General features: G+C 64.2%; 21 protein-coding genes and 1 tRNA gene. 17 read left to right on the forward strand and 5 right to left on the reverse strand.

Annotated elements, in window-relative coordinates; all coding sequences use genetic code 11:
- Positions 1 to 72: 72 nt before the first annotated feature.
- Positions 73 to 882, reverse strand: a complete 810-nt coding sequence (locus tag H0S73_RS11720) for a class I SAM-dependent methyltransferase (RefSeq protein ID WP_181052322.1) — start codon at positions 880 to 882, stop codon at positions 73 to 75.
- A 277-nt stretch (positions 883 to 1,159) separates the two neighbouring features.
- On the opposite strand from H0S73_RS11720, the gene H0S73_RS11725 reads away from it, so the two are divergent.
- On the forward strand, positions 1,160 to 1,936 hold the full coding sequence (locus tag H0S73_RS11725; protein ID WP_181052323.1) for a bestrophin-like domain: 777 nt from the start codon (positions 1,160 to 1,162) through the stop codon (positions 1,934 to 1,936).
- Positions 1,937 to 1,997: 61 nt separating this feature from the next.
- Here H0S73_RS11725 and uvrA read toward each other — a convergent pair whose 3' ends face one another.
- Both uvrA and H0S73_RS11735 read right to left on the reverse strand, forming a co-directional pair.
- Positions 1,998 to 4,979 (reverse strand): excinuclease ABC subunit UvrA, encoded by a 2,982-nt coding sequence (gene uvrA, locus H0S73_RS11730; protein WP_181052324.1) that lies wholly within the window; start codon positions 4,977 to 4,979, stop codon positions 1,998 to 2,000.
- Between the two features lie 209 nt (positions 4,980 to 5,188).
- Complete coding sequence (locus tag H0S73_RS11735; RefSeq protein WP_181052325.1) at positions 5,189 to 6,508, reverse strand: calcium-binding protein; 1,320 nt, start codon at positions 6,506 to 6,508, stop codon at positions 5,189 to 5,191.
- Between the two features lie 256 nt (positions 6,509 to 6,764).
- Between H0S73_RS11735 and H0S73_RS11740 the strand changes: the two genes are divergently transcribed.
- From H0S73_RS11740 to H0S73_RS11755, 4 genes are all read left to right on the forward strand, one after another.
- The gene (locus H0S73_RS11740) at positions 6,765 to 7,112 is read left to right on the forward strand and encodes a hypothetical protein (RefSeq protein WP_181052326.1); all 348 of its coding nucleotides are present in this window, start codon (positions 6,765 to 6,767) and stop codon (positions 7,110 to 7,112) included.
- 131 nt (positions 7,113 to 7,243) lie between these two features.
- Positions 7,244 to 7,783, forward strand: coding sequence for a single-stranded DNA-binding protein (locus H0S73_RS11745; RefSeq protein WP_181052327.1), 540 nt, complete (start codon positions 7,244 to 7,246; stop codon positions 7,781 to 7,783).
- 340 nt (positions 7,784 to 8,123) lie between these two features.
- Positions 8,124 to 8,351, forward strand: a complete 228-nt coding sequence (locus H0S73_RS11750) for a DUF6894 family protein (protein WP_181052328.1) — start codon at positions 8,124 to 8,126, stop codon at positions 8,349 to 8,351.
- A 144-nt stretch (positions 8,352 to 8,495) separates the two neighbouring features.
- A complete protein-coding gene (locus H0S73_RS11755) occupies positions 8,496 to 9,614 on the forward strand; it encodes a M20 family metallopeptidase (RefSeq protein ID WP_181052329.1) in 1,119 nt (372 codons plus the stop codon).
- A 4-nt stretch (positions 9,615 to 9,618) separates the two neighbouring features.
- Here the strand turns inward: H0S73_RS11755 and H0S73_RS11760 are convergent, their stop codons facing one another.
- Positions 9,619 to 10,257: a MarC family protein gene (locus H0S73_RS11760; RefSeq protein WP_181052330.1), complete on the reverse strand. Its 639-nt coding sequence runs from the start codon at positions 10,255 to 10,257 to the stop codon at positions 9,619 to 9,621.
- A gap of 69 nt (positions 10,258 to 10,326) precedes the next feature.
- Between H0S73_RS11760 and H0S73_RS11765 the strand changes: the two genes are divergently transcribed.
- The 7 genes from H0S73_RS11765 to H0S73_RS11795 all read left to right on the forward strand — a co-directional run bounded on the left by H0S73_RS11765 (position 10,327) and on the right by H0S73_RS11795 (position 18,644).
- Positions 10,327 to 11,181: a PP2C family serine/threonine-protein phosphatase gene (locus tag H0S73_RS11765; protein WP_181052331.1), complete on the forward strand. Its 855-nt coding sequence runs from the start codon at positions 10,327 to 10,329 to the stop codon at positions 11,179 to 11,181.
- 501 nt (positions 11,182 to 11,682) lie between these two features.
- Positions 11,683 to 12,111 carry a nucleoside diphosphate kinase regulator gene (rnk, locus tag H0S73_RS11770; RefSeq protein WP_181052332.1) on the forward strand — a complete coding sequence of 143 codons (429 nt, stop codon included), beginning with the start codon at positions 11,683 to 11,685 and terminating at the stop codon, positions 12,109 to 12,111.
- Positions 12,112 to 13,482: 1,371 nt separating this feature from the next.
- A complete protein-coding gene (gyrA, locus tag H0S73_RS11775) occupies positions 13,483 to 16,173 on the forward strand; it encodes a DNA gyrase subunit A (protein WP_246389268.1) in 2,691 nt (896 codons plus the stop codon).
- 361 nt (positions 16,174 to 16,534) lie between these two features.
- On the forward strand, positions 16,535 to 17,035 hold the full coding sequence (gene coaD, locus H0S73_RS11780; RefSeq protein ID WP_181052334.1) for a pantetheine-phosphate adenylyltransferase: 501 nt from the start codon (positions 16,535 to 16,537) through the stop codon (positions 17,033 to 17,035).
- A gap of 32 nt (positions 17,036 to 17,067) precedes the next feature.
- Positions 17,068 to 17,616: a peptidylprolyl isomerase gene (locus H0S73_RS11785; RefSeq protein WP_181052335.1), complete on the forward strand. Its 549-nt coding sequence runs from the start codon at positions 17,068 to 17,070 to the stop codon at positions 17,614 to 17,616.
- A gap of 32 nt (positions 17,617 to 17,648) precedes the next feature.
- Positions 17,649 to 18,125, forward strand: coding sequence for a hypothetical protein (locus tag H0S73_RS11790; RefSeq protein WP_181052336.1), 477 nt, complete (start codon positions 17,649 to 17,651; stop codon positions 18,123 to 18,125).
- A gap of 51 nt (positions 18,126 to 18,176) precedes the next feature.
- Positions 18,177 to 18,644: a peptidylprolyl isomerase gene (locus H0S73_RS11795; protein WP_181052337.1), complete on the forward strand. Its 468-nt coding sequence runs from the start codon at positions 18,177 to 18,179 to the stop codon at positions 18,642 to 18,644.
- 55 nt (positions 18,645 to 18,699) lie between these two features.
- Here H0S73_RS11795 and H0S73_RS11800 read toward each other — a convergent pair whose 3' ends face one another.
- Positions 18,700 to 19,146 (reverse strand): hypothetical protein, encoded by a 447-nt coding sequence (locus H0S73_RS11800; RefSeq protein ID WP_181052338.1) that lies wholly within the window; start codon positions 19,144 to 19,146, stop codon positions 18,700 to 18,702.
- A 189-nt stretch (positions 19,147 to 19,335) separates the two neighbouring features.
- On the opposite strand from H0S73_RS11800, the gene queA reads away from it, so the two are divergent.
- The 5 genes from queA (at position 19,336) to H0S73_RS11825 (ending at position 24,837) form a co-directional block, all read left to right on the forward strand.
- Positions 19,336 to 20,412, forward strand: a complete 1,077-nt coding sequence (queA, locus tag H0S73_RS11805; RefSeq protein ID WP_181052339.1) for a tRNA preQ1(34) S-adenosylmethionine ribosyltransferase-isomerase QueA — start codon at positions 19,336 to 19,338, stop codon at positions 20,410 to 20,412.
- Positions 20,413 to 20,528: 116 nt separating this feature from the next.
- The gene (tgt, locus tag H0S73_RS11810; protein ID WP_181052340.1) at positions 20,529 to 21,710 is read left to right on the forward strand and encodes a tRNA guanosine(34) transglycosylase Tgt; all 1,182 of its coding nucleotides are present in this window, start codon (positions 20,529 to 20,531) and stop codon (positions 21,708 to 21,710) included.
- 134 nt (positions 21,711 to 21,844) lie between these two features.
- Positions 21,845 to 21,920 (forward strand) — tRNA-Lys (locus H0S73_RS11815).
- Between the two features lie 727 nt (positions 21,921 to 22,647).
- Entirely contained in the window at positions 22,648 to 23,625 is a 978-nt protein-coding gene (locus tag H0S73_RS11820; RefSeq protein ID WP_181052341.1) for a phosphate acetyltransferase, read from the forward strand.
- A gap of 3 nt (positions 23,626 to 23,628) precedes the next feature.
- Positions 23,629 to 24,837 carry an acetate/propionate family kinase gene (locus H0S73_RS11825; RefSeq protein WP_181052342.1) on the forward strand — a complete coding sequence of 403 codons (1,209 nt, stop codon included), beginning with the start codon at positions 23,629 to 23,631 and terminating at the stop codon, positions 24,835 to 24,837.
- Positions 24,838 to 24,843: the final 6 nt, after the last annotated feature.

The raw sequence follows: 24,843 nt of genomic DNA on the forward strand, positions 1-24,843 counted from the left end.
ATGCGCCCCATGCCTAAAGAAGAGGCGCGGCCCTGGATGGGCCGCGCCTTTTTGCTTTGAGGACCACACGGGCTATCGCCAGGCGGTCACCACGAGGGCGCTCATGCGGTTGTCAAAAGCATCCGCGCCGAAGCGCGCCGTGAGGGCTTCCGTCACTTTGGTCGTGATGTCGTCGAGCTGCCCCGGAGCCCGCGCCTCGAGTTCGGGGCGCAGAGGGCTGCCCTGGCACAGGCCGATTGCAGGCTCGCGCGGCGAGGAGGCCCGGGTGACCTTCTCGACCACCTCGATGTCGACATTCTCGAAACCCGCCTGCTGCACCTCTCCGCGGATCCGGTCCGGATCGGAATAGCCGAACGGCACGCGTTCGATGAACCGGGGCGGGTTGTCGGGAAAGAGCTTTACGGCGGCATCGGAGACGATGCGGCTGACCTCGTTGTCGTCGAGGGAGTTCCATACGCTGAAAACGTGGCGCCCGCCGGGCTTGAGCAGGCGCAAGGCTTCCCGATAGGCCGCCTGCTTGTCGGGATAGAACATGACGCCGAACTGACTGACGACAACGTCGAAGGAGGCATCCTCGAACGGAAGTTTCTGGGCGTCGGCCTGCTGCCATTTGACGTTCGGGGCCTGCAGCCGTTGGGCCGCGAGATCGAGCATGGCCTGGTTGAGATCGGTCGCGACGATCTCGACCGTGGGTGGGAGCGCCTTGGCGAGGGCCCGGGTCACGATGCCCGTCCCGGCTGCCGTCTCGAGGATGCGGCCCTGGGTAACGTCGCGCAGACGGGCCGCCATGTCCTCGGCGAAAGGTTCGAACAGCAGGGGGCCGAGATGTCGCTCGTAAAGTGCTGGAATCGAACCGGCAAAGGCTGCATCGGTGGAGCCCATCGTCTCCTCCACGGTGAAAGGATGATGATCGCGCCAATGGTCAAGGCGGGCAAGTGTCTCAAAAGGGTAATGCGAACCGGATTGCCCCGATGCGGGCCGGGTTCTCTCAGGATGCTGTAAGCTTTTGTTTTCTCGCTTCTTTCCGCGTGAAATCGGTTCCTACTTCTGCGCTCGATGCGCCAACCGGAAAACCCATGGCACTGGGCGCGATGGCATGCTCTCTTGGGCGGCCTCCCGACGGTGCTCGCGAGGACGGGCCCACGTTCCAGGAGCAAGCATGGCGGCCATTCTGCAGATACCGGCTTGGCTCGGGGCACTCCTCGCGATGCTGCTCGCCATCACTGTTTCCGCTCTCCCTTTCATCGTGCTGCGTCGGCTCCTGAGCGACGACTTGCCGACGAAGACCCGGGATGTGGCGGAAACGGTCGCGGTGCGTATCGGCACGGTCCATAGCCTCATCCTGGCGCTGGTCTTCGCGGAGGCGCAGTCCACGCACACGAACCTGCAGCAGGAGGTCTCGAAGGAGATCACCACGATCGAGCATGTCGTGCTGGAATTGAACCAGTGGAACGGCCCGGAGAAGGAGGTGCTTCGCGGCCAGCTTGCGGCCTATGTGACGGCGGTCCTGCAGAACGAATGGCACGCCGCCGCGCACCCGCGCGGCAGCAGGGAGGCGCGGCAGGCCTACAACGAGCTCGACATCGGCATCCTCAACCTGAAGGCCGACACGCCCCAGCAGCAATCCCTGCGGGCCCGCATGATCATGAACATGGACGATCTTCAGGACCACCGGAAGGCGCGGCTCGCGCTCGCCCATCGCGGCCTGCCAGACCTGTTCTGGTGGATGGCGCTGACCGGTTTCGCCATCACGGTCGGCTTCTTCCTCATCTTCCCGGCCAACCTCGTGCACATCGCCATCCTGTCCGTATACGGAGCCTATACGGGGCTGGCGCTCTATTTCATCCTGGCCCTGAGCCACCCCTATGCCGGCCCGGCCGCCATCGACACCGCGCCTTACGAGATGGTGCTGGAGGATGAGTTGAGGGGATCCTAAAGCATCGGCTCCAAAGCGGATTGCGCCTTGGAGCCGATGCATTGGCGCTGACGGGGGCGGACTACTCCGCCGCCTGACGCGTCACCTTCTTGTCCTTCTTCGCCGGAGCCTTCTTGGCGGCGTCCTTTGCGGCCGGCTCCTTCTTCAAGGGACGGCGCTCCAGCACTTCCTTGAGAAAGCGGCCGGTGTGGCTCGCCGTGGACTCGGCGATCTCCTCGGGAGTGCCCTGCGCCACGATCTGCCCGCCACCGTTGCCGCCTTCGGGGCCCATGTCGATCACCCAGTCGGCGGTCTTGATGACTTCGAGATTGTGCTCGATCACCACGACCGTGTTGCCCTGGTCGACCAGCTCGTGCAGCACCTCAAGGAGCTTCGCGACGTCATGGAAGTGGAGGCCCGTGGTCGGCTCGTCCAGGATGTAGAGCGTGCGGCCGGTGGCGCGCTTGGACAGCTCCTTGGAGAGCTTCACGCGCTGCGCCTCGCCGCCGGAGAGCGTCGTGGCCTGCTGGCCCACATGCACGTAGTCGAGGCCGACGCGCGCAAGGGTCTGCATCTTCTCGCGGATCGACGGAACCGCCTTGAACAGGTCGCGGGCTTCCTCCACGGTCATGTCGAGCACGTCCGCAATGGACTTCTCGCGATACTTCACCTCCAGCGTCTCTCGGTCGTAGCGCTTGCCCTTGCACACGTCGCAGGTGACGTAGACGTCGGGCAGGAAGTGCATCTCGATCTTGATCACGCCGTCGCCGGAGCAGGCCTCGCAGCGTCCGCCCTTCACATTGAAGGAGAAGCGGCCCGCCTGATAGCCGCGCGCCTTCGCCTCGGGGAGGCCCGCGAACCATTCGCGGATCGGCGTGAAGGCGCCGACATAGGTGGCCGGGTTCGAGCGCGGCGTGCGCCCGATGGGCGACTGGTCGATGTCGATGACCTTGTCGAGATGCTCCAGCCCCTCGATGCGGTCATGCGGGGCAGGGTGCTCCAGCGCGCCGTTGAGCTTGCGCGCCACAGCCTTGTAGAGCGTGTCGATGACGAGCGTCGACTTGCCGCCGCCGGACACGCCGGTGATGCAGGTGAAGGTGCCGAGCGGAATCTCCGCCGTGACATCCTTCAGGTTGTTGCCCTTCGCGCCGACGAGCTTGATCTTGCGCTTCGGGTCGGGCTTGCGGCGCTTGCCCGGCACCTTCACGGACATTTCGCCCGTCAGGTACTTGCCGGTCAGCGACTTCGCATTTGACATGATCTCGTCCGGCGTGCCCTCGGCGACGATCTTGCCGCCGTGGATGCCGGCGCCTGGGCCGATATCGAACACATAGTCGGCCTGCAGGATCGCATCCTCGTCGTGCTCCACGACGATCACGGTGTTGCCGAGATCGCGCAGGCGCTTGAGGGTGCCGAGCAGGCGCTCGTTGTCGCGCTGGTGCAGGCCGATGGACGGCTCGTCGAGCACGTAGAGAACGCCCGTCAGGCCGGAGCCGATCTGGCTGGCGAGACGGATTCGCTGGCTCTCTCCGCCCGACAGGGTGCCGGAGGCACGGGCGAGCGTCAGGTATTCCAGGCCCACATCGACCAGGAAGGTGAGACGGTCGCGGATCTCCTTGAGAATGCGGCCCGCGATGTCGTTCTGCTTCTTGTTGAGCTTCTTGGACAGGCCGCCGAACCATTCATGGGCGTCCTTCACGGACAGCGCCGTGGCGTCGCCGATATCGGAGCCGGCGATCTTCACCGCGAGCGCTTCGGGCTTCAGGCGCTTGCCGCCGCACGCCTCGCAGGGCGTCTCGCTCATGAAGCGGCCGATCTCCTCGCGGGCCCAGTCGCTCTCCGTCTCCTTGTAGCGGCGCTCCAGGTTCGGGATCACGCCCTCGAAGGGCTTCTTCACCTCGTAGGCGCGCAGGCCGTCGTCATACGCCATGCGGATCGCAACTCCATCGGAGCCGTAAAGGATCGCGCTGCGCACGTCTTCCGAGAGCTCGGACCAGGGCTTCGTCATGGAAGCCTTGTAGTGCTTGGTGATGGCTTCCAGCGTCTGGCCGTAATAGGGCGAGGTCGATTTCGCCCACGGCATGATGGCGCCGCGCTTCAGGGAGAGCGTCTCGTCCACCACGAGCGCCTCGTCGATGCGCATTTCATGGCCGATGCCGCCGCAGGTCGGGCAGGCGCCGAAGGGATTGTTGAACGAGAACAGGCGCGGCTCGATTTCGGGGATCGTGAAGCCGGAGACCGGGCAGGCGAACTTGGACGAAAAAACGATGTGCTTCGCCTTGCCCTTCTCGTCCTTATCGTCGGCATATTCGATGACCGCGATGCCGTCCGTCAGCTCGAGCGCCGTCTCGAAGGACTCCGCCAGGCGTGCCGCGATATCGGCCCGCACCACGATGCGGTCCACCACCACGTCGATGTCGTGCTTGAACTTCTTGTCGAGGGCAGGGGCCTCGTCGATGGCGTAGTATTCGCCGTCGATCTTCAGGCGCTGGAAGCCCTTCTTCTGGAACTCGGCGATTTCCTTGCGGTATTCGCCCTTGCGGCCACGCACCACCGGGGCCAGCAGGTAGAGGCGGGGCTTTTCCGGCAGGTCCAGCACCCGGTCGACCATCTGGCTCACCGTCTGGCTCTCGATGGGAAGGCCAGTGGCCGGCGAATAGGGAATGCCGACGCGCGCCCAGAGCAGGCGCATGTAGTCGTAGATCTCCGTGACGGTGCCGACCGTCGAGCGCGGGTTCTTGGACGTGGTCTTCTGCTCGATGGAGATGGCGGGCGACAGGCCGTCGATCTGATCCACGTCCGGCTTCTGCATCATTTCGAGAAACTGGCGGGCATAGGCCGAGAGGGACTCGACGTAACGGCGCTGCCCCTCGGCATAGATCGTGTCGAAGGCCAGCGACGACTTGCCGGAGCCGGACAGACCCGTGAACACGACGAACTTGTCCCGCGGGACCATGAGGTCGACGTTCTTGAGGTTGTGCTCCCGCGCGCCGCGCACGGAGATCACGCGCGCATCCGGATCGCCCGCCTTGGCGCGGTTGAACAATTCGTCGAGTTTAGCCATTGCCCGCAAAGCCTTGAAGTGGAAGGTCCGGCCTGATTCCAGCCGGCTCCCGGATATGTGGTGCCCCGCCCGCCGACGCAATGCGGCGGATGATTCCAGGCTATGATCCTAGAACAAAGAGGGTACGACGGGCAAGCGGAGCCTTTGCGAACTCCGATAAACGGAAAAGGCCCGCCGGTGGCGGGCCTTCGCGTGGCGCAAGGTTGGTTTCAGAGCACGAAGACGAAGTCCGATGCCTTGAGAGCGACCTTGTTGGCCAGGGTTGTCATGTGGACGAGACCGAATCTCAGTCCGGTTCCATCGGCATCGTAGTAAAGCTTGCCGTCGTCCGTATCGTATAAGAACTGCGCCAGGGTCGAGGTGGGCTTCGGGTCGGTGCCGAGAACGACCGGATTGACCTTGTCGAAGGTCGGATAGACATCCATGTCGGTGACGTAGTCGTAATACCGGAAGGTGCTGGCACGGATAAGGAAGTAGTCCTTGCCGGAAAAGTCCGCGATCGTGGACTTCGCATTCGGTGTCAGGATGAATTGGTCATCGCCTTTGCCGCCGATGAGCGTGACGTTGCCGTTGCCGCTCAGCGTGTCGTCGCCCGTCCCGCCATTGAGAACGATTCCATTGGCCGGGTCCGAGTTGTTCCCATAGGCGGAAAGAACATCGTTGCCCGCGCCGCCATTGATCAGGCCGGCCTTGCCGCGGCCCTGGAACGTGTCATTGCCCTTCGAACCCGTGACGACGCTCCCGACATCCATGTCGTCGAAGTAGCCGCTGACCTTCTCGAACTGCCCGGCCTTGATGCCGTGGTAGCCGACATCGGCGGCCTTCTTGCCCGTGATCTTGGAGAAGTCGAGCGCGTATTTCTCGTAGCCTCCGGTCGCGGGCCCATAGATCTGTATGCCGAGCGTGTCGACACCCTTGCCTCCCAGGGCGTTGTCCCCGTCGTCGACCCAGACCTTGTCGTCGCCGTCGCCGCCAAGGAGCTTGTCCTTGTCCGGCATAATCCCGATGCTGGAATAGTTCTCGCGGCCGTCGAGCATATCGTCGCCGGCTCCACCTGACAGGTAGTCGCTCCCATCGCCGGCGTATAGGGCATCGTCGCCCTTGCCTCCCTCGAGACGGTCGTTCCCCTTGTCTCCAAACAGATAATCGTCGTCGTCGCCGCCGAAAAGCTTGTCGTTGCCCTCGCCACCGCTCAGGCTGTCCATACCGGCCTCGCCATAGAGGCTGTCATTGCCGTCGTCGCCAACGAGATAGTCCCGTCCCGCGCCGCCGTTGAGCCTGTCGTTCCCCAGGCCCCCGTAAAGCGAATCGTTGCCTAGACCGCCCAGCAGCTTGTCCGATGCGCCACCGCCAAAGATCGTATCACTGCCGCCACCGCCGTTCAGCTGGTCGGTGCCGTCATCCCCGAAGATATAGTCGTCGCCCGCTTGGCCATCGAGAATGTCCTTGAACTTCGAGCCGAAGAAGGAGTCGTTCCCTGAAGTCCCTTTGAGAGCCTTCCTTTTGGTGGTGATACGGTATGTGGTCATGGGTTCCTCCAAGATGCCGGAGTCACATGACATATTATTTCGTATCATTCAATTCCGTGCTGTGTCGCCTCGTGCTTCTTCGACCTGAGATCGGGCCGTTCCCGTGGGCCGGGAGTGGAGCCTGAAGGTATGACGTATCGGAAGGGCCGGTGGAGACCGGATTAATGCCGTGATCATGGGCCAGCATGGTTCATGGGTCAGCATGCGGCTCGGCAGCAATCTTGCCCGAGCCGGGCAATCTCCAGGAGGGCGGGTCATGGCTCGTCAGACGATCTTATTCGGCAGCGCGTTCCTGTGTCTCGTCGTCCATCCTGCTCTGGCTGGTCCTTGCACGCCGGAGATCGACAGGGCTCAAGCTCAGGTCGATACCAGGCTGGACGCCATGGCTGGAGCGGGTCCGACCGGCACCGAATCCAAGGCCGCCCTTCTCAGAAGGCAGCCGACGCCCGCCTCGATCGCGGCGGCCGAGCAGAAACTCGGCGAAGGCAAGCCGGAGGAGGCCGCTCTGGCGGCTCTGGCGCGGGCCAGGGCAGCCGATGCCTCCGGCGACAAGGGAGGCTGCGACGAGGCTTTGACCCTCGTCCGGAAGGCGCTCGCACAGTGAGCCTTGTCGCCGCGTCGAACGGCTAAACCCCCTAAACTGGGGACAGCCCTGTGCAGAACCCGCTCCACGGCTTGCCGTGGGGGCGCTCCGGCCTCAGAACTCGCCCTCAAGTATGAAAGAGAGGCGCCCCGATGGCAGGCAGTGTGAACAAGGTGATATTGGTGGGGAACCTGGGTCGGGACCCTGAGGTGCGGCGTCTGTCGAACGGGGAGCCGGTGGTGAACCTGCGGATTGCCACGTCGGAGACGTGGAAGGACAAGGGCACGGGCGAGCGCAAGGAGAAGACCGAGTGGCACTCGGTGGTGATCTTCAACGAGAACCTGGGCCGGGTGGCGGAGCAGTACCTGAAGAAGGGCTCGAAGGTGTATCTGGAGGGGCAGCTGCAGACGCGCAAGTGGACCGACCAGAGCGGCCAGGAGAAGTACACCACCGAGGTGGTGCTGCAGCGTTTCCGCGGCGAGCTGACGATCCTGGACAGCCGCGGCAGCGGCGGCGGCGCGTCCGAGTACGGCGACGAGGAGCCGGGCCAGATCAGCCGCGGCGGCGATTTCGGACGCTCGTCCCCGTCGCAGGATCGGCGGCCTGCTCCGTCCTTCGGCGGGGGCGGAGGCAGCAGCAGCGGTGGGGGCGGCTCCCGCTACAACGATCTCGACGACGACATTCCGTTCTAGGATCTCTCGCCGGGGGGGGCGCCTGCCGTTAAGGCACGCGGCAAACCAGGAAGAAATAAAGAAGGGCCATCCGGTTCGATGGCCCTTCTGCCGGCCCAGGGCCTGGATGGCGGAGCGGCCATAAGAGGCGGAGGCCCCCGATTTGTCCCTGAAACGCAACCTTGATTCAGGGCGGATCGCCCGCAGTTGCAATCTGGAACAATCCTCTGCTGCGGCCTCTCGCCTGGCGTAAAGCCGAAAACTGACCTTGCGTTACATCATAGAAGCTGCTCATCTAGCGGCAGCCTCCGGGGCTCTTACGGCTCGGCTGTTGAGTGAATATTTCCAGGATTGTCCTGTCGTGCACTGTTACTTTCATCTTGTGCACACGCACGAACGGATCATCGACGAGGCAGGGATCGAAGTCTCGGATCTGGAAGCCGCCCATTATCAGGCCATGAAAGCCATTCAGGAATTACGCCAGGAGGGCGAGGCCGACGAGGTCGACTGGCGCGGCTGGAACCTCGAGGTCGTCGACGAGGCTGGGAAGGTCCTGCTGTCGATTCCGCTCAATGTGGCGCAGCACTGAAACCACCTCGAACGAGAAGCAGAATGCGAGAAACAGGGCCGTAGCGGAGTAGCGACAAGAACCGCACGAGGGAAATCTCAGGCTTGATGTTTCGGGCGAGGAGTGGTTAGCCAGCAGGCGCCATCATTCGAAAACGAAGACATCATGAGCTCCTCCTCGCCATCCCTCGACACGCTCCTCACCTGGATCCGCACGGAAAGCCCGACCCATGACCGGGCCGGGGTCAACCTGATGATGGATCTCGTCGTCGCGCAGATGCAGGACGCCCCCGTGGCGGTCGAGCGGATCCCGGGCACGGAGGGGCTGGGCGACGTTCTCGTGCTGCGCGCCGGGCCGCAGACGGCCGAGCCCGGCATTCTGGTCATGTCGCATCTCGATACGGTGCATCCCGTCGGCACCATCGAGAACGACCTGCCGCTGCGCATCGAGGGCGATCGGCTCTACGGTCCCGGCATCTACGACATGAAGGGCGGGGCCTGGTTCGCGCTCGAAGCCTTCAAGGATGTCGCCCGCAGGGGCACGGCGGCGCGGCCCATGGTCTTCCTGGTGACGCCCGACGAGGAGATCGGCTCCCCGATCACCCGCCCGATGATCGAGGATCTCGGCCGTCGTTCGGCCTATGCGCTCGTGACGGAACCGGCCCGCGACGGCGGCCAGATCGTCACGGCCCGCAAGGGAGTGGGGCGCTTCGACGTGCATGTGGAAGGCCGCCCGGCCCATGCGGGATCGCGGCACAAGGACGGGCGCAACGCCGTCTACGAGGCCGCGCGGCAGATCCTCGCCATCGAGGCCCTGACCGATTATGCGCGCGGGATCACCACCACGGTCGGGATGGTCTCCGGCGGCACGGCGGTGAACACGATCCCGCAGCATTGCCGTTTCCCTGTGGACCTGCGCGTCGAGACGGTGGCGGACGGCGAGGCCGTGACGGCCACGATCCTCGGGCTGAAATCCTCCAATCCGGACTTCAAGGTCTCCGTCGCCGGCGGCATGAACCGGCCGCCCTACGAGCGGAGCGAGGCCACCGCGAAGCTCTTCGACCATGCCAAGTCTCTTGCCGCCGAGATCGGCTTCGATCTGGTCTCAGCGCCCCGCGCCGGCGGCGGCTCGGACGGCAACTTCACGGCGGCGCTCGGCATCCCGACCCTCGACGGCCTCGGCATCGACGGCGACGGGGCGCACACGCTCCAGGAATACGGCCTGATCTCCTCCATCGCGCCGAGGCAGCAGCTCATGGCGCGCCTGCTGGAGACCCTGCGCTGAGGGTTTAAGCCGCCGGTCCCCGGACCAGCGCCAGCACGCCGTCGATGATGAACTGCACCGCAAGGCCCGCCAGGATGACGCCGAGCAGGCGGGTCAGCACCACGTTGCCCGTCACGCCGAGCCAGCGGGAGACCCGGTCGGCGGCGGAGAACACCACCAGACAGCTCAGGATGCCGAGCGCGATCAGGATCAGCAGGGCGGTGAGATAGGCGATGTTGCCGTCCGCCCGTCCCGCAAGCAGGATCACGGCCGTGATGGCGCCGGGGCCCGCCATCAGCGGAATGGCGAGCGGGAAGGCCGCGACGTTGCGGATGTGGTCCTCGGTGATGGCGATGTCGGCCGTATGCTGCTTGCGCTCGTTGCGGCGCTCGAACACCATCTCGAAGGCGATCCAGAACAGCAGCAGGCCGCCGGAGATGCGGAAGGCCGGAATGCCGACCCCGAGAAGCCGCAGCAGCACCTCGCCCCCCAGGCCGAAGAAGGCCAGGATACCGAACGCGATCATGCAGGCCCGCATGGAGACCCTGCGGCGCTCTTGTGCGTTCATACCCCGGGTCAGCGATACGAAGATCGGCGCCAGAGCCACCGGGTCGAGGGTGACGAGCAGGGTCACGAGAGCGGCGGATATGTAGTCGAGGAGCATCGGCTGGACCTTCCCTTAAGCTTTGCTTTATGGGGTCATCGGGCGGATTTGACGAGGGGCGATGCGACAATGTTCACTGTTTTGGAACGGATCAGCTGGCCTGGGCATCCGGAAAAGCCCAACGAGGACATCTGTGGCGTCTCGGGCGACTGGGCCTGGGTGATCGATACCTCGATCTTTCCCGGGACCAAACCCGTCATGGATGAAAAGAGCGATGCCGCCTGGCTCGCCCGGTTCGCGGACGAGCGGCTCTCCAATCTCGCGTCCCAGGCCGAGGACGGCGTCGCCCTCCTGCGGCACGTCATGGAGGAGGCCCGCACCGCTTACCGCGCCGTCGCGCCCATGGAGAGGCACGAGGATTTCGTCACGTGGCCCCTCGGAGCCATGACGCTGGTGCACCGCAAGGGCAAGGTTCTCGACGCCTGGACCTTCGGCGACACCACGGCCTATGTCCGGCAGCCGGACGGCTCGGTTCAGGTCCTAGGCGACGCTCCCGGTCTGCGCGAGGCCGAGGCCGCGAAGGCGGCCGAATTGATGCGGCAGGCGGGCTCCCGGCCGACGGCCATTCTCGATGAACCGGTGTTTCTCGCGTGGCTCGGCGAGCGTCGGGAGCGCCAGCGGAAGAGCGGCGTCCCGGCGGCGCTTCTGAGCCTCAACCCGGATGCGGCCGGCCGCCTGCGGCACGAGACGGCATCCTGTGAAGAGGGAACGGTCATCCTCCTCGCCTCGGACGGCTTTTCGGCACTCGTCGACCTCTATCGGGCGATGGACGCCAGGGCCCTGGTGGAAGCCGCCCAGGCCGACGGCCTCGAAAAGCTGGCGAAGCTGGCACGGGAGATCGAGGCCGAGCGCGATCCGGACGGCAGGCTCTTCCCGCGTTTCAAGGCCAGCGACGATACGACGGCGCTGCTGCTGAGGGCTTAGCCGGAGGAGGGGCGCCCCAAGGCCTCTCTTCTCCCGGCCGAGCGGGACGAGAGCAAAACCGAACCATCATTTGACAAACGCGGCGAGGTGTAGGAGCCTCGGTTCATCATGTTGAGCTTCTTACGATACCGTCGCGGCCTGCACCGCGCAGGCAACCTCATCGCGGGCAAGTAGCCCCGAGCTCAACGCGCGTCCGCGCCCCCGAGCTCGGGGCGCTTTCCCATTGATCTGAAACGCGGGACGTCCGGCGAGGCCGAGCGTTCTCTTCCGACTTAGCGCCTAGGGCTGCTTCAGGCTTGTGCCTCGACTCGTCGAGAGACCTGCGGCCCCGCGCCAGATCACCAGGGTTCTTCGCCTTCGCGCGCCGTCGCCGGCGAAGTCACCAGCAACCTCGATGCGCAAGCGCATCGATTTTCACCCAAACGACCGGAATCCGAAGACGATTCCGGCCTCTCTTGCAGCGTCTTGAGCTGCGGCGCCTTCATGAACAGGAGACCAGGAATGTCCAGAAAAGCATCCGGCACAGCCAAACCACGGATCACGCTGACCGCGGCCGATTACGAAAAGCTTACAGCCCTTACCGAGGCGGCCATGCACACGATGCCGGACGTGGCGCAGGAACTCTCCGGGGAGCTCGACCGGGCCCATGTTCTGGCCGGCGGGAAACAGCGCGCCGACGCCGTCCATATGGGCTGCGAGGTCGATTTCCGGGACGACACCACGGGACGGGTGCAAACGGTGACCCTGGTCTATCCGCACGAGGCCGACATCTCGAAGGGAAGAATCTCGGTGCTGACGCCGATCGGAACTGCTCTCATCGGCCTCCCGCTCGGTCAATCGATCGACTGGACCACGCGCACCGGAGAGACGAGGCGATTGACGGTACTGCAGGTCAGAAGCCCTGCCACGACGGAGCGCGAGCCCGTCTGAGCAGGACGGGCCGGGAACGATGCCAGGAATACCCGGTATCACTCCCGGTCTGAGGCGTCGAAGCCCTCGGAGGGGAAGAGAAACCGACGCTCCGCGCATGGATCTCTTCCTGCACTGCGTGCGCCAGGACCGATCCCCCACGTCATGGCCGCACATGCTGCGGCCATCCCCGTCCTTCCGTGCCAACACCCTCCGGCCTCATCCTGAGGGCCGCCAAAGGCGGCGTCTCGAAGGATCGTTCAGAGGGCAAGGCGCCCGCGTGCCCGGACACGGTCCAGGACCTCGAGACGCTTCGCTCCTCAGGATGAGGGCGCAGGGTGAAGCTGAACGTTATGTTCTCATTTTGTTCTTGACAGGGCGAATAACCTTGGCTATATCGTTGCCTAGATCTGCTCTGACGAGGGGCGCGCTCGCGAGGCGTCGCAAGAGTGAGAGCAGGCACGGTCCCGCCGCAGGCCTCGCAATCCTGTGGTCGCGGGAGGTCGACCTTGGGGGCTCCCCAGCTGGTCCACCTGAAAAGAACCGTGCGTGACGAGCAGTTCGGCTCTCACACACGAGCGAGCCGGGCTGCCCGACGCGCCACCCTCGAACCCGAAAGGCTCGCAGCGCAAGCTGCGGGCCCCAAGGGGCTGGCTCTTTGACAAGCACCACCACACCCGCCGCGTCATGTCCGGCCTCGTACCGGTCACCCACGCCTTCGGAGCTGCACTGCTGCCAAGGCGCGGATGGCCGCATCAAGTGCGGCCATGACGGAGAGCTTCCCCCGGCTGTCATCCCGGCCGCGCAGCGAAACCCGGGATCCCGATCCGCTGACGGTGCCGAAGGAGATGCGATGCGGCTCGCCCCTTGCGCCTCCATAGGCGGATCCGGATCCCCGCTTGCATGAGCAAGGACAACGTCGCGGTTCCGGCGATGCATCCTGCAGCCGTCCCGGATCCCCCGCAGCGGCAAAGGTCGTAAAATCTGATAAAAAACAATCGTGACAATGGTTTAGAACCGGCACGTGACCCGATTTATCATCTCCCGATCCTGCCTGTGAAAGTGCCGCGGCCGCGGGCCGGTCGGCCGCTGTGCCCGACCTGAGAATAAGTTGCTGAAACGTAAATGGATTTTGGCCTCGCGCTTGCCTCTGGAAAACCCGTCAAAAAGCTTGAAAATTGCGCCGTTCTCGCCCATCTAAGAGACTGATTTCAATTGGATTCGCGGGCCTGCCAGACGGCTTGACGAAGCGGCATCGAAAGTCGCCTCTCGCGAAAGGGCAGCCCGTTTTAAGAAAGACCAACCTTGACCGATCCGAACGATAACCGCCCTGGCGGTCCCGGTGGGGACCAGCCGGCGAGCGACATCAAGCTGATTTCCATCGTCGATGAGATGAAGCGCTCCTATCTCGATTACGCCATGAGCGTGATCGTGAGCCGCGCTCTGCCCGACGCGCGCGACGGCCTCAAGCCCGTGCACCGGCGCATCCTCTATTCGATGCACGAGAACGGCTACACGCCGGACAAGAAATACGTGAAGTCCGCCCGCATCGTCGGCGACGTGATGGGTCAATACCATCCCCACGGCGACAGTGCGATCTACGACGCCTTGGTGCGCATGGCGCAGGACTTCTCGCTGCGCCTCATGCTCGTGGACGGTCAGGGCAATTTCGGCTCCGTGGACGGCGATCCGCCGGCGGCCATGCGCTACACCGAGTCCCGCCTCGCCAAGGCGGCCATGCCGCTGCTCGACGATATCGACAAGGACACGGTCGATTTCACGCCCAACTACGACGAGTCGAAGGACGAGCCGTCGGTTCTGCCCGCGCGCTTTCCGAACCTGCTCGTCAACGGCGCCGGCGGCATCGCGGTCGGCATGGCGACCAACATGCCGCCCCATAACCTGGGCGAGGTCATCAACGGCTGCCTGGCCTTCATCGACAACGACGGAATCTCGACCGAGGAGCTGATCGAGATCATCCCCGGCCCGGACTTTCCGACCGGCGCGCTGATCCTCGGACGTGCGGGCGTCAAGTCCGCCTACACCACGGGCCGCGGCTCCATCGTCATGCGGGCGAAGTCCGAGGTCGAGGAGGTCCGCAAGGACCGCGAGGCGCTGATCTTCACCGAGATCCCGTATCAGGTGAACAAGGCCTCGCTGATCGAGAAGATCGCCGAGCTCGTGCGCGAGAAGAAGATCGAGGGCATCGCGGATCTGCGCGACGAATCGGACCGCGACGGCATGCGCATCGTGGTCGAGATCAAGCGCGACGCCATGGCCGACGTGGTGCTCAACCAGCTCTATCGCTACACGCCGCTGCAGACGAGCTTCGGCGCCAACATGGTGGCGCTCAACGGCGGCCGCCCCGAGCTGATGAACCTGAAGGACCTGATCAAGGCCTTCGTGGATTTCCGCGAGGAGGTCGTCTCCCGCCGCACCAAGTTCCTGCTGAACAAGGCGCGCGAGCGCGCCCACGTGTTGTGCGGCCTCGCCATCGCGGTGGCGAACATCGACGAGGTCATCCGCCTCATCCGCACCTCGCCCGATCCGAACACGGCCCGCGAGGCGCTCATGGGCCGCGATTGGCCGGCGCACGACATCGCGCCGCTGATCGCGCTCGTGGACGACCCGCGCCACAAGATCAACGATGACGGCACCTATCGTCTTTCCGAGACGCAGGCTCGGGCGATCCTCGACCTCCGCCTCCAGCGCCTGACGGCGCTCGGCCGTGACGAGATCGGCGACGAACTCGCCAAGCTCGCGGCGGAAATCTCGAACTATCTCGATATTCTGCGGTCCCGCGCCCGCATCATGGGCATCATCAAGGACGAGCTGATCGAGGTCCGCGATGGGTTCGCGACCCCGCGCCGGACCCAGATCGTCGATTGGGATTCCGATGTCGACGACGAGGACCTGATCGCCCGCGAGGACATGGTCGTCACCGTGTCCCATGCCGGCTACATCAAGCGCGTGCCGCTTTCGACCTATCGGGCGCAGCGCCGCGGCGGCAAGGGCCGTTCCGCCATGACGACGAGGGACGAGGATTTCGTCACGCGTCTCTTCGTGGCGAACACCCACACGCCCGTGATCTTCTTCTCGTCCGAAGGCCAGGCTTACAAGGAGAAGGTGTGGCGTCTGCCGCTGGCCGCTCCCAACGCCAAGGGCAAGGCCCTGGTGAACATGCTGCCGATCAAGCAGGGCGAGCGCATCACCACCATCATGCCGCTGCCCGAGGACGAGGCGTCCTGGGACAAGCTGGACGTGATGTTCGCGACGTCTCGCGGCACGGTTCGCCGCAACAAGCTGTCGGACTTCGTCCAGGTCAATCGCGGCGGCAAGATCGCCATGAAGCTCGATGAGGGCGATCACATCGTCGACGTGCAGATCTGCTCGGAGCACGACGACGTGCTGCTCACCACGGCCAAGGGCCAGTGCATCCGCTTCCCGGTCACGGACGTGCGCGTGTTCAAGGGCCGCGATTCCATGGGCGTGCGCGGCATCAACCTGGCCGAGGGAGACGACATCATCTCCATGGCCATCCTTCGCCACGTGGAAGCCACGGGCGAGGAGCGGGCGGCCTATCTGAAGATGCGCCGCGCGGTCACCGGCGAGCAGATGGGCGCCGATGCCGATGCGTCGGAGGATGCGGAGGAGACAGAGGGCGCCAACTTCTCGCTCTCGCAGGAGCGCTATGCGGAGATGAGCGCGCAGGAGCAGTGCATCCTGACGATCTCCGAGAAGGGCTACGGCAAGCGCACCGTGTCCTACGAGTACCGCATCACGGGACGCGGCGGCAAAGGCATCACGGCCATGGCGGTCAACAGCCGCAACGGCAAGCTCGTGGCGTCCTTCCCGGTCGACAATGCCGACCAGATCATGCTCGTCACCGACGGCGGCCAGCTGATCCGCGTGCCGGTGGAAGGCATCCGCGTCGTCGGCCGCAACTCGCAAGGCGTCACCATCTTCTCCACCCGCGACAAGGAGAAGGTGGTCTCGGTGGAGCACATCGAGGGCGAGGACGAGGATAACGGCGAAGGCGTCGAGGACACCGCGTCCGAGGGCGGCGAGGCGACGGAAGAGTAAGAGCTTCCGGTTTTTCGCGAACAATAGAACCCGCCGATTCAGGTCGGCGGGTTTTCTACATCCTGTTCAGTGCTGCCTCGTCATCACCGGTCCTGTGCAGTGATCCCGATCGGAAAGTGCGGCGCTTCAGGCAATCGGGATGGCCGGCCCATGGCTGGCCAAGACGTGGAGCGTGTCATCCCAAGCTCGCCAGCGCGGCCGGGCTCAGGACGGCGATGGCCGTGATGGCGACGATGAAAAGGCGGAGGATCATGGCGCTCTCCTGACTTAAGGTTAGCCATATCTCTCATGCTTGCGCCCCGGTTGCCGTGTGCCAGCGCACCGCTTGCCCGATGGCGCTAATCCGGCTACGCCTTGGGCCATGACCCGCACCGCGCTCTATACCGGCAGCTTCGATCCCGTCACCAACGGACACCTGGACGTTCTGCGCCAGGCCTGCAGCGTGGCGGACAGGATCGTGGTCGCAATCGGGGTCCATTCCTCGAAGGCGCCGATCTTTCCCGCCGAGGAGCGGGCCGAGATGCTGCGCGAGGTCTGCGGGCCGATCCTGCAGGAGAGAGGCGTGACGCTGGAGGTGGTCACCTTCAACGATCTCGCCGTCGAGGCGGCCCGCCGTCATGGGGCGAGCCTCATCGTGCGCGGCCTCAGGGACGGGACGGATTTCGACTACGAAATCCAGATGGCGTCCATGAACGCCGCCATGGCGCCGGATGTCCAGACCCTGTTCTTCGCGGCTTCGCCTCCGGTTCGCCCCATCACGGCCACGCTTGTGCGTCAGATCGCCGGAATGGGCGGTGAGGTCTCGGCTTTCGTGCCGGGTCTTGTCGCCGAGCGTCTGAAGGCCAAATTCAAGCGGCCATAAAGTTTCATCATCCTCGAAGGAGATATCGACCCATGAAGCGTCTGCTCATTGCCGGAGCGCTCGTGCTCGCAGGCCTCGCTCCCGCCGCCGCCCAGCAGGCCAACGACCCGCAGAACACGGTCTTCCTCGACACCAAGGACGGCCGCATTACCATCCGCCTGCGGCCGGATCTGGCGCCCAAGCACGTGGAGCAGATCAAGACCCTCACAAAGCAGGGCTTTTATAACGGCGTCGTCTTCCACCGGGTGATCGACGGCTTCATGGCCCAGACGGGTGATCCCACCGGCACCGGCACGGGCAAGTCCAACCTGCCCAACGTTCCGGCCGAGTTCACCAAGACCCAGTACAAGCGCGGCTCCGTCGGCATGGCCCGCTCCCAGAGCCCGGATTCCGCCAACAGCCAGTTCTTCATCTGCTACGAGGGCTGCGGCCCGCTGACCGGCCAGTACACCCTCTTCGGTGAGGTCGTATCCGGCATGGACGTGGCCGACAAGATCAAGAAGGGCGATTCGGCAGCCAACGGCATGGTCACGAATCCGGACAAGATCGTGAAGATGCAGCTCGCCGCCGACGCGAAATAATGCGTTCGGGGCAATCATCCGGGGCGCGGCTGTTGATAGCCGCGTTCCTGCTTGAGGCCCTGACGAGCTCTCCGCTCGCCGCGCAGGTCCTTGCGCCATCCCCTGCGTTCGACGAGTGGTACTGGCCCTACGACACGTCGCCTCCGCTTCCGGAGGGCATCATGGGCACGGTCCGGCCGCGTCCCGACGCTCCGAGGATCGACCGGGTCGATCGGATCACCCAGGTGTTCCAGGCGCTCCAGTCCTGCTGGCGTCCGCCGGCCGGCAGCGGGTATTCCGGCCAGGAGATCACCCTGCGCCTGAGCTTCAAGCGTAACGGAGAAGTGCTGGGCCAGCCCCGCATCACCTATTACAAGGCCGGGACGCAGGCGGACCAGCGGGAGCCCTTTACCCGGGCGGTGCGCGAGGCGTTCGAGCGCTGCAGCCCGCTTCCCTTTACGGAAAGCTTTGGGCGTGCCATTGCCGGACGCGTCTTCTCCTTCCGTTTCATCGATGCCCGGCCTATGTGAGCGGGCAGGCAATCCTATTTTCATCCGATCCAGCCAGAACAGGAGATCCCGATGGCAGACCCCGAAAACACCATCATCATGGAAACCACCAAGGGCCGTGTGGTCATCGAGCTGCGTCCGGACCTCGCTCCCGGCCATGTCGAGCGCATCAAGACGCTGTCCCGCCAGGGCTTTTACGACAACGTGCCGTTCCACCGGGTGATCGAGGGCTTCATGGCCCAGACCGGCGATCCGACCGGGACGGGCACCGGCGGTTCCGACCTGCCGGACCTGAAGGCCGAGTTCAACGCCGAGCCGCATGTGCGCGGCGTGTGCTCCATGGCCCGCACGAACCAGCCCCATTCCGCCAATTCGCAGTTCTTCATCGTCTTCGACGATGCCCGTTTCCTCGACAAGCAGTATACTGTCTGGGGCAAGGTGACCGAGGGCATGGAGAACGTGGACAAGATCAAGCGCGGCGAGCCCGTCCGCGATCCCGATCGCATCGTGTCCATGAAGGTCGCTGCCGACGCAGCTTGAGGAAGACGGTTTCACCCTGGTACGTGAACCTCCCACCCGGGTGGGAGGTTCACGGTCACGCCGCTTCGACTTTTCGTTTGGCCGCGACTGCACTGCGCATGGCATTGATGCTGAACAGCAGGGCGAGGATCGCTATGATGGTGCCACGTCCGGGAGCCATTGCGAGCTTCATCGCAACCTCGGCAGCAATCCAGACTAGTCCAATCCCTGTGGCGACAAGGCTTCGGCGTTTCCAAATAAGCCACGCCAGAAGGCATGCCATGAGGATGGCCAGGACGTTCAGGATGATCGTTCCGACGAGTTCCTCTGTATCCGCGAAACCGCCGATCAAATCTTCTCCTTTGAAGATGATCAGGCCTGTTGCCAGGATATAGGAAAGAGCAACATAGACCATGGAGATGGCGCCAGCCTTCGCCGCTTCCTGCCTGCCAGTATCGGTCTTTACGTCCGGCCAGAGAGAGCGAAGAGGATTGGGCTTGGCTTGTGCGTTGTCGTCCGACATGAATCGGTTTCCGCAAAAAAAATGAAATAAAATTTTATTTCATTTGAGGGATGTGCGCAAGCTGCCATCGGCCCTATTTTTCTTATCGGCAGCGCTTCTGCGAGGAGTAGAGAACATGGGGAGACATGTCTGATTGACGGCTGGTAAGCCGTGGACCCATAAGCCCAATCTTCGAATAATAGGGACCCCATGCGCGTCGATCTCTTCGACTTTGATCTCCCCGAGACCAGTATCGCGCTCCGCCCCGTGGAGCCGCGTGATGCCGCCCGCATGCTCGTGGTCCGGCCCGGAACCGGCCTCGAGGACCGGATCGTCCGTGACCTGCCGGATCTGCTGCAGCCTGGCGACGTGCTCGTCCTCAACAACACCAAGGTCATTCCGTCCCGGCTCTACGGCCTGCGCGTCCGCGAGGAGAATGCGGCGCGGGTCGAGATCATGCTGCACAAGCGAGAAGGCGCCGACCGATGGCGCGCCTTTGCCCGCCCGGCCAAGAAGCTTCACGTCGGCGACCGCATCCGCTTTGGAGACCCGTCCGAGAGCACGGCCTGCGAGCTCGTGCGGCTCGACGCTGAGGTCGTGGAGAAAGGCGAGGGGGGCGATGTGGCGCTCTGTTTTTCCTTCGCGGGGGCTTTCCTGGACGAGGCCATCGCTCGGCTCGGCGAGCTTCCCCTGCCGCCCTACATCGCCGGCAAGCGCCCCACCGACGACAAGGACCGGAGCGACTATCAGACCGTCTATGCGAAGGACGAGGGGGCGGTCGCAGCCCCGACTGCCGGCCTGCATTTCACGGACGATCTCTTCCGCCGTCTCGAAGAACGCGGCATTGCCCGTCATTTCGTAACCCTTCACGTGGGAGCGGGCACGTTCCTGCCCGTGAAGGCCGACGATACGGACGAGCACCGCATGCACGCGGAATGGGGTTCGGTCTCGCCAGAGACCGCCCTGGCGCTCAACGAGGCCAGGTCCAGGGGAGGGCGAATCGTGGCGGTCGGCACCACATCGTTGCGCCTTCTGGAGAGTGCCGCCCAGGAGGACGGCAGCATCGCGCCCTTCTCGGGCGATACCGCTATCTTCATCACGCCCGGCTACCGGTTCAAGGCCGTGGATATGCTGATGACCAACTTCCACCTGCCGCGCTCGACCCTCTTCATGCTGGTTTCGGCCTTTGCGGGCTTGGACTGCATGAGAGCAGCCTATGCTCACGCCATTGAAAACGGCTATCGTTTCTATTCCTATGGGGATGCGAGTTTGCTGTTTCGGCGCTGATGCTCCGGCCGTCCCCGGCGCGGAACGCGCGAGAAAGGGGATCCATTGACATGTGCTGCGGATCTTTGGATCCCCTTCCCCTCCGCTGCGGCAGGGGATGACAAGACGAGGTTTGAATGACCACCGAGACCTTCACCTTCACCGTCAATAAGACCGACGGAGCGGCACGTACCGGCGAGATCCGCATGCCGCGCGGCGTTATCCGCACGCCTGCCTTCATGCCTGTCGGAACGGCCGCTACCGTGAAAGCGATGTATCCCGATCAGGTGAAGGCACTGGGAGCCGATGTGGTGCTCGGCAACACCTATCATCTCATGCTCCGTCCCGGCGCCGAGCGGGTGGCCAGGCTCGGTGGCCTGCACAAGTTCATGAACTGGCCCTATCCGATCCTCACCGATTCCGGCGGTTTCCAGGTCATGTCGCTATCGGCCCTGCGCAAGATCGACGAAACAGGGGTTACCTTCCAGTCTCATATCGACGGCTCGACCCATGTGCTGACGCCGGAGCGCTCCATCGAGATCCAGGGGCTTCTGGGCTCCGACATCCAGATGCAGCTCGACGAATGCGTGAAGCTGCCCTGCTCCGACGAGGTGGCTGAAAAGGCGATGCGCCTGTCCCTCCGCTGGGCGGAGCGCTGCCGGGTGGCTTTCGGCGACCAGCCCGGAAAGGCCATGTTCGGCATCGTCCAGGGCGGCGCGGTGGAGCGGCTGCGCATCGAGAGCGCAAAGGAGCTCGCAGCACTGGATCTCAAGGGCTACGCCATCGGCGGCTTGGCAGTGGGCGAGCCGCAGGACGTGATGCTGCGCATGATCGAGACGGTCGAACCCCATATGCCCAGTGAGAAACCCCGCTACCTCATGGGAGTGGGCACGCCCGACGACATCGTGGAGGCGGTGCGTCGGGGTGTCGACATGTTCGACTGCGTCATGCCCACCCGTGCCGGACGCCACGGACAGGTCTTTACCCGCCACGGCCGCATGAACCTGCGCAACGCGCGCTTCGCCGAGGATACCAGCCCGCTCGATCCGGAATCGAAGTGCACGGCCTCGAACACCTATTCGCGCGCCTACCTGCACCACCTCGTCCGCTCGAACGAGATCCTGGGCATGATGCTCCTGACCTGGAACAACCTGGCCTATTACCAGGAACTCACGGCCGGCCTTCGCAAGGCTATCGCCGAGGGACGCCTCGATGACTATATCGGCGAGGTCAAGGAAGGCTGGGCCAGGGGTGAGCGGGACAGCAAGGCGGATATCGGCCGACACGCGGACAACATCGCTATGGCGGACGAGGGATGAAACCCTCGGCTTGGACCAGGGCTTTCTTCAGAGAATGGGCCGCTCAGGGGCTGGAAGCTGAGGATTTGCCCGTCCAGGCAGGGCTTTTCGATTGACCCGAGGCCCGAGACCCCGTATCTCGGGCTCACTTCTGGGAGCGCGTAGCTCAGCCGGTAGAGCATCTGACTTTTAATCAGAGGGTCCTGGGTTCGAGTCCCAGCGCGCTCACCAACAATATCAAAGGGTTACCGGCATCTGCCCTTTGAGCCATTTTTGCCCATGTAACCGATAGGCAGCCAAGCGGCGGGTCCTACAGTATCGGACCCAAAAGCGGATTTGCACTTTGGGATCAATCCGATGCTTTTTCATATGCCGGCGCATGGGTTGGTGCAGAAAACCGGACCCACTTTTCCGCACGATGCGCTAAGAGCCCAACGGTAAATGCGGGCATGAGCCGTCGGGATTGGTCCGCTGGCTCTTCAGAGATCCCCATATTCGTGCCCGGATAACGCGAGCAGCCTGGCGCGAAACGCTGGCCCGCAGCTGCAAAACACATATGCTTTTTTAGGAAAATACCATTCGGTTCAGGCGCTTGCGAGCGATCGAGCGGCTGCCGCGACGGAGCGTCCGATCAGCGGGCGCATTCATCAGTTGACTGATCCGACACGGCCAGATGCGGCGCAAGTCTCCCTTTCCAGCTGAATTTCTGGCGATCACCGGCCAGCTTGCGAAAAGTCAAAACGACCACCGAGGAAGGCGGTAGCAATCCAATCACGACTTTCGTGGCTGGCCGCTCTTGCCCGTCCCAAAACGTCAAAACATTGGCCCAACTGGTCAAGCATCAGGCCCGGTGAGGGCCAAACTAGGCAAAGCCGGTCATCTGCGATGGCGTGCATGCCGGAGGCCATTCCGGCAGCCGTGGCGGCTGGCCATCGAGTAAAGAAAATCAGAGGCGGCTATGACGGTTGTACCATCAACTCAGAGCTCTTCTCAGCCGGCGCGCCAGCATGCCAAATATAACCGGCTCGTGGCGATCGCTCAATCTCTGCCTAAGCTGAAGGTGGCGGTGGCGCACCCTTGCGATGCGGCCTCGTTGAGTGCGGTGTTCGAGGCGGCCGAACTCGGCTTGATCGATCCGATCCTCGTCGGGCCGCAGACGAAGATCACGGCCGCCGCACAGGCGCTCGGCAGGCCGGTCGCCACGATGCGCATTGTCGACGCCCCGCATAGCGCTGCCGCTGCCGAGAAAGCCGTCGATCTCGTCAGGGCCGGCGAAGCCGATGCGCTGATGAAGGGGAGCCTCCATACGGACGAGCTTATGGGCGCGGTGGTTCGCCGCGAGGGCGGACTGCGGACGGCGCGCCGGATCAGCCATTGCTTCGTCATGGATGTTCCGCAGCATGAGACGGCGCTCATCATCACGGATGCCGCAGTCAATATCGCGCCTACCCTGGAGGACAAGATTCACATCGTCCAGAATGCCATCGACCTCGCGCGGGCGATGCGCGTCGATCCGGTGCGGGTGGCAATCCTGTCGGCCATGGAAACGGTGAACCCGAAAGTACCTTCGACCATCGAGGCAGCGGCCCTGTGCAAGATGGCCGATCGCGGACAGATCACGGGCGCCATCGTGGATGGTCCCCTGGCGCTCGACAATGCCATCGATCTCGGCGCGGCGAAGATCAAGAAAATACAGTCGCCTGTCGCCGGGCAGGCGAACGTGCTTGTCGTTCCCGATCTCGAGGCCGGCAACATGCTCGCCAAGAGCCTGACCTTTCTGGCCGATGCGGATGCTGCGGGCATCGTGCTTGGGGCTCGGGTGCCGATCATTCTTACCAGCCGGGCCGACTCGACGATTACGCGCTTGGCTTCCTGCGCCGTCGCATCCCTCGTGGCCGATGCGCAGCGCAAGCAGCTCGGCGTCCCGGAGGTCTGAGCCATGATGCCCGTGCTCATCGTTCTCAACGCCGGCTCTTCGAGCCTCAAGTTCCAGGTTTACGATACGCCGGACGGTGCGGATCCTCGCGTCGCCTTCAAGGGCTTGTTCGAAGGATTGGGCGCGTCGGCGCGCTTCGTCGTCAAGGACGCCCGCGGGCAGCTCCTGGATGAGATGACGTGGAGTTCCGGCGACCGGCTCGGCCATGAGGAGGCGCTCATGCATCTCGTCTCCTGGCTGCGGCAGCATCAGGAGGGGCGCAGGCTCGCGGCCATCGGACACCGGGTGGTTCACGGCGGCGGATCCTTCTCCGGACCTGTCCTCGTTGACGACGCCGTGATCGAGACCTTGGAGACGCTGGTGCCGCTTGCGCCCCTGCATCAGCCTCACAACCTGGAGCCGATCCGGATCGTTCGCCGCCGCCTGCCGGGACTGCCGCAGGTCGCCAGCTTCGATACGGCTTTCCACCAGACCCAATCCGAGATCGCCCGGACGTTCGCGCTCCCGCGCGAGATGAGCGAGCGTGGAGTGCGGCGCTATGGCTTTCACGGGCTGTCCTACGACTACATTTCATCCGTGCTGAAGGACTACGATCCGCGCCTCGCCGAGGGGAGGGTCATCGTCGCGCATCTCGGGAACGGCGCGAGCCTGTGTGCACTCCACAAGGGAGCGAGCATCGCCACCACGATGGGCTTCTCGGCCCTGGAAGGCCTGCCGATGGGAACGCGCTGCGGTGCCCTCGATCCGGGAGTCGTTTTCTTCATGCTCCGGGAGATGAAGCTCACGCCGGATGAGGCCGAGCGCATGCTCTACACCAAGTCCGGCCTTCTCGGGGTGTCCGGTCTGTCGAACGACATGCGCGTGCTGCGGGCCAACGCCGCGAACAATGCGGATGCGCGGCGCGCCATCGATCTCTTCGTCTACCGCATCACGCGCGAGATCGGATCGCTCGTCGCGGCGCTCGGCGGGCTCGACGGGCTCGTCTTCACGGGGGGCATCGGCGAGAACGACGTGGCAACCCGCTCTGAGGTCATCGCCGGCCTCGCATGGGCAGGTTTTTCGCTCAACGAGGCTGCCAATGGCACCGGCGGTCCGCGGATCTCCGCCGGGTCCGGGCCCGCCGCGTGGGTCATCCCGACAAACGAGGAACTTGTGATCGCCCGGCAGACGCGCAGCGTGCTCGGCACGGCGCACGCCAAACTTGCATCCTGACCACGG

Origin of the sequence: Microvirga mediterraneensis (assembly GCF_013520865.1) — a bacterium.
Taxonomy (GTDB): Bacteria; Pseudomonadota; Alphaproteobacteria; order Rhizobiales; family Beijerinckiaceae; genus Microvirga; species Microvirga mediterraneensis.